The sequence below is a fragment of the Metamycoplasma neophronis genome (genome assembly GCF_006491995.1).
GTDB classification, from domain to species: Bacteria; Bacillota_I; Bacilli_A; order Mycoplasmatales; family Metamycoplasmataceae; genus Metamycoplasma; species Metamycoplasma neophronis.
The window spans coordinates 1-608 of sequence record NZ_VHHP01000055.1; the positions used below are offsets into that span (position 1 = coordinate 1).

1 protein-coding gene is annotated in these 608 nt (G+C 63.7%); it reads left to right on the forward strand.

Annotated elements, in window-relative coordinates:
- A partial coding sequence (locus tag FJR74_RS08495) for an AMP-binding protein (RefSeq protein ID WP_140915078.1) occupies nucleotides 1–608 on the forward strand: 608 nt, incomplete at both ends.

Genomic DNA, 608 nt, shown 5'->3' on the forward strand with positions numbered 1-608 from the left:
GTGCAAGACACACCCCAAGGTCGCGGAACGGATAGCGGCAGCGTTGGAATCGATGGCGGCGATGTGGGATCGGCCGATCGCCATGATCGTCAACGACTGGTTCGGGATCGGCCCGGACGGGACTCGCTGCCAAGGCGATTGGCCAGCCCGTCAGCCGTCGACGCCCGCGTGGTTTCTCGATTCCGCAAGGGGCGTCCACCAATTTCTCGGCAGGCGCCGCTTCGTCTACCCGTGGGTCGCGTGGTTGGTGCAACGCGGCGCCGCACCGGGTGATGTTCTGGTGTTCACCGACGACGACACCGACAAGACCATTGACCTGCTCATCGCGTGTCACCTTGCGGGTTGCGGGTACAGCGTCTGCGACACCGCTGACGAAATTTCCGTGCGGACCAATGCGATTACCGAGCACGGCGATGGCATCTTGGTGACAGTGGTCGACGTGGCCGCCACCCAGCTGGCGGTTGTCGGCCATGACGAGCTGCGGAAGGTCGTTGACGAGCGCGTCACACAGGTGACACACGACGCACTGCTGGCCACCAAGACCGCCTACATCATGCCGACCTCGGGAACTACCGGACAACCCAAGCTGGTGCGAATCTCACACGGCT